The sequence below is a fragment of the Lentzea aerocolonigenes genome, assembly GCF_000955955.1.
GTDB classification, from domain to species: domain Bacteria; phylum Actinomycetota; class Actinomycetes; order Mycobacteriales; family Pseudonocardiaceae; genus Lentzea; species Lentzea aerocolonigenes_A.
Map to the genome: position 1 here is coordinate 1 of NZ_JYJG01000557.1, position 9,144 is coordinate 9,144.

6 protein-coding genes and 1 pseudogene are annotated in these 9,144 nt (G+C 69.4%); 2 read left to right on the forward strand and 5 right to left on the reverse strand.

Translation table 11 applies throughout. The features are described 5' to 3' along the window. From UK23_RS46765 to UK23_RS52405, 3 genes are all read right to left on the reverse strand, one after another. Positions 1 to 894 (reverse strand): ABC transporter substrate-binding protein (locus tag UK23_RS46765; RefSeq protein WP_045318325.1); only part of this gene is annotated, 894 nt, incomplete at its 3' end. 128 nt (positions 895 to 1,022) lie between these two features. After that, positions 1,023 to 2,039 (reverse strand): LacI family DNA-binding transcriptional regulator, encoded by a 1,017-nt coding sequence (locus UK23_RS46770; protein ID WP_045318326.1) that lies wholly within the window; start codon positions 2,037 to 2,039, stop codon positions 1,023 to 1,025. 9 nt (positions 2,040 to 2,048) lie between these two features. Then, positions 2,049 to 2,198: a hypothetical protein gene (locus tag UK23_RS52405; RefSeq protein WP_156213897.1), complete on the reverse strand. Its 150-nt coding sequence runs from the start codon at positions 2,196 to 2,198 to the stop codon at positions 2,049 to 2,051. Positions 2,199 to 2,386: 188 nt separating this feature from the next. On the opposite strand from UK23_RS52405, the gene UK23_RS46775 reads away from it, so the two are divergent. Continuing rightward, a complete protein-coding gene (locus UK23_RS46775; RefSeq protein ID WP_045318327.1) occupies positions 2,387 to 5,116 on the forward strand; it encodes an AfsR/SARP family transcriptional regulator in 2,730 nt (909 codons plus the stop codon). On the opposite strand, the gene UK23_RS46780 is transcribed toward UK23_RS46775, so the two are convergent. Together UK23_RS46780 and UK23_RS46785 are read right to left on the reverse strand one after the other, a co-directional pair. Further along, complete coding sequence (locus tag UK23_RS46780) at positions 5,102 to 5,575, reverse strand: hypothetical protein (RefSeq protein ID WP_045318328.1); 474 nt, start codon at positions 5,573 to 5,575, stop codon at positions 5,102 to 5,104. The two genes, UK23_RS46775 and UK23_RS46780, sit on opposite strands and share 15 nt — an antisense overlap. A 225-nt stretch (positions 5,576 to 5,800) precedes the next feature. Continuing rightward, positions 5,801 to 7,210: a sigma-70 family RNA polymerase sigma factor gene (locus UK23_RS46785; protein ID WP_052685667.1), complete on the reverse strand. Its 1,410-nt coding sequence runs from the start codon at positions 7,208 to 7,210 to the stop codon at positions 5,801 to 5,803. Positions 7,211 to 7,460: 250 nt separating this feature from the next. Here UK23_RS46785 and UK23_RS46790 point away from each other — a divergent pair. Next, positions 7,461 to 9,107: pseudogene (locus tag UK23_RS46790) on the forward strand (glycoside hydrolase family 15 protein); the annotation flags it as partial. Positions 9,108 to 9,144: the final 37 nt, after the last annotated feature.

Sequence of the window (9,144 nt, forward strand, 5' to 3'; positions counted from 1 at the left end):
GCCGCCGCCGCCGGGGAACGCCTCGGTCACGGCCCACTTGCCCTTGATCTCGGGGCCGCCCAGCTTCTCGATGCCACCGAGCATCCACGACGGGCAGGTCTTCGTGGCGAACGCTCCGGCCTTGACGCCGGCCTCCCACTCCTTGCTCCACGCGGGCAGCTTCGCCGACTGTCCCTTCGCGACAGCGCCGGTGACCGCGGCCCAGTCCGCCTTGACCGCCGGGTTGGTGTCGATGACGAGCTTGTCCTGCTTGTCGAAGTAACCGAGCTCGTGCTGGTTGTGCATGGCGTTGAAGACCTGCGCGGCGCTGTCGAACCACGCGGCGCCGTTGGCCTTCGTCATGAACTTGTCACCCGCGGCGAAGTAGGTGTCCCAGGTGGCGAACATGGCCTTCACGGACTCCGCGTCCGACGGCAGACCGGCGGCGTCGAACAGGTCCTTGCGGTAGCACATCGCCATCGGGCCGATGTCGGTGCCGTAACCGATGAGCTTGCCGTCCTTGACGACGGCGTCGTACTTCCACTTCAGCCAGCGGCCCTCCTCGATCTGAGGACCGATCTCCTTGAGGTCGTTGAACTGGCCGGCCTTGGACATCACCTGGGCGAGGTAGCCCTCTTCGATGGCCTCGATGTCGGCCAGGCCCGATCCCGCCCCGAGCTTGGTGAACAGGTTCTTGTGGTGCGGATCGGCGGTGCCGGTCTTGCGCTGCGTGATCTTGACGTCCGGGTGCGCTGCCTCGTACTCCGGGAGCAGGTCCTCGTACCCGAACTCGTTGAACGTCGCGATGGTCAGCTCGGTCTTGCCGTCCTGAGTGGTTCCGCCCGACGACGACGAACAGGCGGAGGTGGTGGCGGCTAACAGGAGAAGCACGCTGACCCAACTGCGGTGGCGCACGGGAGAACTCCCTTGGTCTCGGCGGTCAGATTCTGGGAGCGCTCCCAGAAGTTTCAGGGAGTGTTAACCGCAGGACATGAGGGTGTCAATGGGTTGCGGGCCAGATTTCTGGGAACGCTCCCAGTTTGTTACGCGCTGACTCGCTTGATCAAGGTCGTCGGCAGCAGGAGTGACGGGGGCAGCCCGTCCTCACCGTTGAGCTCGGCCAGCAGCCGCCACGTCATGGTGCGGCCGAGCTCCTCGACGTCCTGCCGGATGGTGGTGAGCGGCGGGCTCGCGGTCGACGCGAACACCGAGTCGTCGAACCCGATCACCGCGACGTCGTCCGGGATGCGCTTGCCGTGCGCGTGCAGTACCTGCAACGCGCCCAGCGCCATGATGTCCGCCGCGACGAACACCGCGTCAAGGTCGGGAGCCTTGCGCAGCAACTGTTCCATCGCCTGGGCGCCGCTCTCGGGCGTGAAGTCGGCGTGGACGACCGTGCCCGTCATCTTGGCTTCGCTCAGGCCGCGCCTGAACCCGCTCAGCCGGTCGGCGCCGACGGCCATGTCCTTCGGCCCGGCGACGGTGCCGAACTTCTTGCGGCCCAGCGAGAGGAGGTGCCGCGCGGCTTCGAGCCCGCCGGTGAAGTTGTCCGAGTCGACGAACGGCACGGTGGTCGTGCCGAGCGGCCGTCCGCCGGACACCACCGGAAGGCCGATCTCGGCCAGCATCGGCACCAGCGGGTCTTCGCCGTGCAGGCTCACCAGCAACGCGCCGTCGACGTGGCCGCTGCTCAGGTACGCGACCAGGTCACTGGTGTCGGACGGCTGGCTCATCATCAGCAACAACTGCACGTGGCGCCCGGTGAGCTCGGCGTGGACGCCCCGCAGCACGCCCGCGAAGAACGGGTCGGACAGCACTCGTCCGGACGGCTCGGAGACGACCAGCGCGATGGCGTTGGCCCGGTTGCCGGCCAGGGCGCGCGCGGCCTGGTTCGGCGCGTAGCCCAGTTCGGCGATGGCGGCGTGGACGGCCTCGCGGGCCTTCGCGCTGACGTACTGCTCGTCGTTGATCACGCGCGAGACGGTCGACTTCGAGACCCCGGCGACCCTCGCGACTTCTTCGATCCGGGGTCCGGGACGTCGTTTCGCCGTCTCGGTCATGCGCTCATCTTAGAGAACGGGCAGTTTGGTCACGGTGATCGGCTCGCCGGTGTCGAAGTGCTGGGTGATCCAGACCTCTTCGTCGTCCGCGTGCTCGGGTGCCGCGAGGGTGAGCAGAAGCGTCGGCCGGGGGAGTTCCGGCACGTCGTCGGCACGCACGCCCGAACGCTGCGGGCGGCCGTCGAAGTGCCGGTCACGTCGGTCAGCTCAGGCGGCTTGGCCCAGCCATGATCTCGGGTGCATCCCGGGTCTCCCTCTCAGCGGCGAGCCCCAAGTTTCCAAGATCGTGCGCACAAATTCCGCACAGCCCACGCGAGTTCTGGCACCATGCCCCTCGAGGAGGGTCAGTGCGGTATCGGCTTCTTGGGCCACTGCAGATCTGGCGTGGGGGCGTCGAACTGCGGCTGGGCGGGCCCCGGCAACGGGCGCTGCTCGCGGCGTTGGCCCTGCACGTCAACGAGACTGTCAGCTTTGAACACTTGAGTGAAGCGGTGTGGGAATCTCCACCTGCCGCACCGGAATCGAACATCCGCACCTACGTGGCGGCGTTGCGCAAGCTGGTGCTCGACGACCTGGTCACCGTGCCGGGCGGGTATCGGCTCGTGGTGCCCGCAGACGAGGTCGACGTCCACGTCTTCGGGCAGTTGTGCTCGAAGGGCGACGAGGCGTTGCGGCAAGGGGATCACCGCGAAGCCGTAGAACACTACGAGCAAGCGCTCGCGTTGTGGCGAGGCCCGGCGCTGGACGGCCTCACGGTCGGGGCGCGGCTGGTCGCTGAGCTGACGTTGCTGCAGGAGCGCAGGCTGACGGTCGCCGAGCAGCACGCGCGGCTCGCGATCGAGCTGGGTCAGGGCGAGCGGCTGATCGGGGAGCTGCGGAGGCTGACCAAGCAGTTCCCGTTGAGAGAGCAGCTGTGGCTGCAGCTCATGCACGCTCTCCAACGCGCGGGCCGTCCGGCCGAGGCGCTGCAGACGTTCGAGGACCTGAGGGTGCTGCTGGCCGACGAGCTGGGCACGGATCCGGGCTCCGACCTGCGCGAACTGCACGCAAGACTACTGCGGGGCGACGAGCCCAGGCCCGCGCTGAACACCCTGCCGCGCGACGTCGCGGACTTCACCGGGCGAGCCGCCGAGATGGAACGGCTCACCAGGGCCGTCACCGGGCGGTCGGCCGTGGTGATCTCCGCGATCGACGGCATGCCGGGCGTGGGCAAGACGACGCTCGCCATCCACCTGGCGCACCGGCTGGAGTATCCGGACGGTCAGCTGTTCATCGACCTGCACGCGCACACCGCGGGGCGCCAGCCCGTGGAGCCGACGGACGCGCTCGATGTGCTGTTGCGCGCGCTCGGCCTGGAAGAGATCCCGGTCGGCCTCGACGAGCGGGCCGCGTTGTGGCGCCTGGAGCTGTCCAGGAGAAAGCTCCTCGTCGTGCTCGACAACGCGGCGAGCGCGGATCAGGTGCGGCCGCTGCTACCGGGCATGCCGGGGTCGTTGGTGCTGGTCACGTCACGTGCGCGGCTAGTCGAGCTGGAAGGCACCTCGACGCTCACGCTGGACGTGCTGTCCGAGAACGAAGCCCTGCAACTGTTCGCCACGATCGTCGGCGACGAACGCGGCACGGACGAGGCGGCCCTCGAGGTCGTCGAACTGTGCGGCCGGCTGCCGCTGGCCGTGCGACTCGCGGCCGGCCGGTTGCGATCACGGCCCACCTGGACCACCGCCCACCTCGCGATGCGGCTGCGCGAGGGACGATTATCCGAACTGGACCCAGAGATCGCGACCGTCTTCGCGTTGTCGTTCGGCCAGCTGCCGGAAAGCCATCAGCGGCTGTTCGCACTGCTGGGCCTGCACCACGGCACGGACTTCGACGTCCACCAGGCCGCGGCACTCGGCGAGCTCGACCTGCTCGAGTGCGACGGCATGCTCGAGGACCTCGTCGACGTCCACCTGCTCGAAGCCACCACGCTCGGCCGGTACCGGATGCACGACCTGTTGCGGCAGTACGCGCAGTCCAAAGTGGACAGCTCGCGGGAACCGCTGACCCGGCTGCTCGACCACTTCCTCGACACCGCGAACCAGGCGACCCGGCTGATGTCGCCCGCGGCCCGCAAGTACGAGGTCGACATCACCTACCGGCCGGAGTCGCGGCTCGTGCTGCGCGACTACGACCACGCGGTGGAGTGGCTGGAGACCGAACGGCAGACGCTCGTGGCCGCCGTCGCGCTCTCGCTCGACGGCGACTGGCGTACACACACGTGGCAGCTTGCGCGCGCGTTGACGTTCTTCTGCATGGTGCGTGGCCACACGCGTGACTGGGCGACGATCAACGAGCTGGCGCTGGAAGCCGCGAAGGACGACCCGTTCGCGACCGCGATCACGACCAAGAACTACGCGATGGTCTTCTGGCAGACCGCGCGCTACCAGGACGCGATCTTCTACAACGAGCGCGCGATCGAGATGCTCCGCGAGCAGGGCGACCTGCAGGGCGTCGCGGGCACGCTGAACAACCTGTCGCTGGTCTACCGGACGCTCGAACGTCACGCCGAGGCCGCTGACCTGCTGGAACAGGCGATCACGGTCGCGCGGGAGCTGGGCGACCGGCACCTGGAGTCGCAGGCGATGAGCAACGTCAGCAACATCTACCGCGCGCTCGGCCGCTACGACGAGGCGCTGGAGGCGTGCCACGGGGCGCTCGAACTCATGCGCGAGATGGGCAGCCGTCGCGACGAGGCCGACACGCAGAGCGCGCTCGGCATGATCCTGCACGCCATGGGCAGGCACGACGAGGCGCTCGACGCGTTGAACTCGGCCCTGACCGCCGTGCGTGCGATCGGCGACGTCACGACGGAGACGGTGGTGCTCAACTACTTGGGCGAGGTGCTGACCGCCGCCGGACGTCCCGCGGAAGCGCTGACCCCGTTGCGCGAGGCGTTGGAGCTGGCCGAACGGATCGACGACCGGCGCGAGGCCGCCAACGCGCACAAGAACCTCGCGAAAGCGGTCGCGGATCCGGCCGAAGCCGCCCGGCACGAGCGGGAAGCGGCCGAGAGGTTCGCCGCGCTAGGCACCGACTGACCGCGGGCCGGGCCTGCCGCCGGGCAGCAGCGCACCGCGCGGCAGGCCGTCCCGCAGCAGCGGCAACAGCTTGGGGTGCTTGCTCATCAGCACCGCCGCGGTGCCGTTGCGCTGCTGGACCCGGCGGCAGAAGTGCGGCGACAGCGGCACTCCCAGGTACGCCTCCGCCCGCGGCCCGTAGACGACGCGATCTCCAAGGCCGCACCACGCCGCGGCGACGGGCTGGTCGTCCGCCCAGATGTAGCCCTCCACGTACACCGCGCCCTGCAGCCGCCCGGCCTCGGTGAAGGCCACGCTGAACGCGACCTGCGGCGCCAGGCGGGTGCCGGCGTCGGCGAACCACCACGTGCCGGCGTCGAGCACGAGGCCTTCCACGCTCGCGTGCGCCCACTCGGAGTCGTCGACGAGCGTGCGGAACGGTGCTTCCAGCTCGGCGAGAGCCGCGGTGAGCTCCTCCATCCGCTCATGGTGCGTCCAACCGGCCGAACGCGCTGCCCGGCGTGGAGCAACTCACCCGGTGATCGGCTGATCCAGTCCTGGACGAACACCGTCGTCCACATGCGACGGTCGGCTAGTGGCGTGGCCCAGAACGTTGCCAGGCGAATTCGCGGTCAGACGGGTGCATCGTGCCGCGAGGCGCCCTGCTGAGCGTGAATTACCCGGCCCACGTTCTGGGCCACGCCACTAGGAGATGGTGATGTTGATCGTCACCTGCACGGATCCGGCAGTCCCGGTGATCGTCCCGTCGCCCGCCTTCGGACCGGCCTGCAGACGTGCCTTGAACGTGATCGTCTGACCTGGCGCCAGCGTCTGGCCGCCGGTGCACGTCACGGTGCCCTTGCCCGCCGGGCAGCCGACCGACCCCTCAGGCACCTTGCCCGGCCCGACCGTCTTGACCTTGTCCGGCAGGTTCAACGTCAACGTTGGCACCTCGGTCGGCGCGGTGCCGGTGTTGGTGATGCCGATGGTCATCTCGTCGGGCGGGCCGTTGGTGGTCATCGCGATGTTGTTCGGCGCGCTCCCGGACAGCTTCGGTGCTGCGGCCGGACCAGGAACCGTCGTCGTGGGCGCGGCGGACCCGTTGGTCCCGCGCTGTTCGGTGGTGGGCGTGCCGGCACCGGAGGTTCCCGAGGGCGCGACACCGGACGTCGGCGTGGAGCCGGACGACCCGACCGGTGCCTGCCCGCTCGTGGTGATCGTCGTGATCACCGGGGCGGCGCCGGGGGGAGCGGACCCGTTGTTCTCCGAGGTGATGACACCGGAGCCCGCGACGACCACGACCGCGGCGGCCGACGCGGCCACCCCGATCCACGACGAAGCGCTGAGGGAGATCGCCGCGCCCTTGGTCGCCGCGGCGGCGAGGTACCCGGCGGTGCCTGTGCCGAGCACGATGGGCGCGACGAGACCGCGCAGCGCACCGTTCACGTCGGACAGTTCGCTGGCGAGCTTGCGGCATTCGGCGCAGTCGTCCATGTGCGCGTCGAGCTGGACGGCCTCGCGTCCCTTGAGTCCGCCCCGCGTCCAGGCGCCGAGCTTCGTCACGGTCGCGCGGCAGCGTTCGGCCGGCTCCTGGGCGACGTGCGCCTGCAGGAACGCCTTGCGCAACCCTTCGCGCGCACGGAACGCCATCGCGGAGACGCCGTTCGCGGTGAGTCCCAGCAGCGGCGCGATCTCGCCGGGCGACTGGCCCTCGATCGCGGTGTGCCACAGGACCGTCTGCCAGCGTTCGGGCAGTGAGGCGAACGCAGACGCGGCCAGCGCCTGGTCCAGGTCCTCCACGGCCTTGTCGCGGAACGGCACGCTCGTCACCCGTGTCGCGCCGGGGACTTCCTCGACGTTGCCGGCGAGCTCGAGCCGTTTCTCCTTGCGGGTCCGGTCATAGGCCGAATGCCGTACCGCCGTCAGCAGGTACGGCCGGAACGCCGCACCGGGACCACCACCGGTGCGCAGGGCGGCGAGCACCTTGGCGAACGCGTCCGACACCAGGTCGTCCGCGTCCGACGTCGACGACGACAGCTGCATCGCGAGGATGGTGGCGGCCCGCACGTGGCGTTCGTAGAGCTTGCCGTAGGCCTCGACCTTGCCGTCGCGCACGGCATCTATCAGGTCGGCGTCCGACGGCGGTCGCCCACGCTGCCCGATCAAAGAATGCCGCCTTACGTCATGCACACCACTGATACGCGGACCCTATCGAGATGACTCAACACGAACAATCCACGCATCCGAACCTGATGTAATAAAAGAGGTTTAGGGCGGGCCTAAGTCTTGACCAACACAGGTCCGATGGCCCTGGCGCGTACTTACGTTGCCTGCCGTGACGGACTTCCTGACGCCGGTGCGCGTGGCGGTGCCCATCGAGCGGCACAGCCTGCTCTCCGACCGCCGTGCCCTCGCCCTGGTCACGCCCGACGCGGACGTGACGTGGCTGTGCCACCCCTCGCCGGACTCGCCGGCGTTGTTCGCCGCGCTGCTCGGCGGTTCCGGGCATTTCTCGGTGCGGCCCCAGAAGGACCAGCTTCCGTTGGGCCAACGGTATGCACCGGGCACGATGACCGTGCAGACCCGCTGGACGGGCTTGCAGGTGACCGACCATTTGGCCGCCGGACTGGTGCGGACGGTCGAAGGCCGGGTCCCCGCGGCCGTGGAGTTCGCGCCACGCCCCGATTTCGGCCGTGTTCCGGTGGTGCTGGAGCGGGTCGGTGACGGGCTGCGGGTGGCCGGCACGTCGATCTTCCTGCGGTCGCCAGGGGTGGACTGGGAGATCGGCGACGGGGTTGCGACCGCGGTGATCATCCCTCCTCTCGTGCTGGAGCTGGACCTGGGTTCACCGTCCGAAGTGGACTCGGATTGGCCCGATTGGTCAGCGTCGTTGCGACTTCCGTCCGTCTGCCCGGACTTGGTGCTCCGGTCCGCACTTACGTTGCGGGCTTTGTGTCATCGCGACACCGGCGCGGTGCTCGCGGCCGCCACGACGTCGCTGCCCGAGCAGATCGGCGGGGTGCGCAACTGGGACTACCGCTACTGCTGGCTGCGCGATGCGGCCTTGACCGTGCAAGCGCTGGTGTCACTCGGGTCCTTCGCCGAGGCAACCGCTTTCGTGGACTGGTTCTGCGGCGTGCTCGACTCCGTTCCCGGTCCGGAAGTGCTGAGTCCGCTCTACACCGTCCGCGGCACCGCGCTCGGGCCGGAGCAGGTGATCGACAGCCTGCCGGGCTATGCGGGTTCCGGACCGGTCCGCGTCGGCAACCTCGCAGACTCGCAGGTGCAGCTGGACGTGTTCGGCCCGATCGCGGACCTCGTGCACGACCTGGCGCTGGCCCAGGGTTTCCTGTCCGATCGTTCCTGGGACATCGTCGTCTCGATGGTGTCTGCCGTGTCGCGTCGCTGGCACGAGCCGGACCACGGCATCTGGGAGGAACGCCACGTGCCGCGCCACCGCGTGTACTCGCGCGTGATGTGCTGGCAGACCCTGGACCGCGCGATCGGTTTGGCGTCCCGGTTCGGCCGCTCGCTGGATCCGGCCTGGCCGGAGCTGCGCGCGGTGATCGCCGCCGAGGTGCTGGACCGCGGCTGGAACCCGGACGTCGGCGCCTTCACCACGGCCTACGACGGCACCGACCTCGACGCCGCCTCGCTGCACGTGGGCCTCTCGGGCCTCCTCGACCCGGCCGACCCGCGCTTTCACGCCACGGTCGTCGCGGTCGAGGAGACCCTGCGCAGCGGCCCGACCGTCTACCGCTACCTGCGCGACGACGGCCTGCCGGGTGACGAGGGCGGGTTCCACCTGTGCACGGCCTGGCTGATCGAGGCCTATCTGCGCGTCGGCCGCCGTGCCGACGCGCAGGAGCTGTTCGAGAGCTTCGTCCGGCTGGCCGGGCCGACCGGACTGCTGTCCGAGGAGTACGACCCGGTCGCCGAACGATCTCTGGGCAACCACCCGCAGGCCTACTCCCACCTGGGCCTGATCCGCTGCGCCCGATTGCTGGACTAGACGGTTGATTCCAAGGGTCCGCAGCCACGGACCTGCG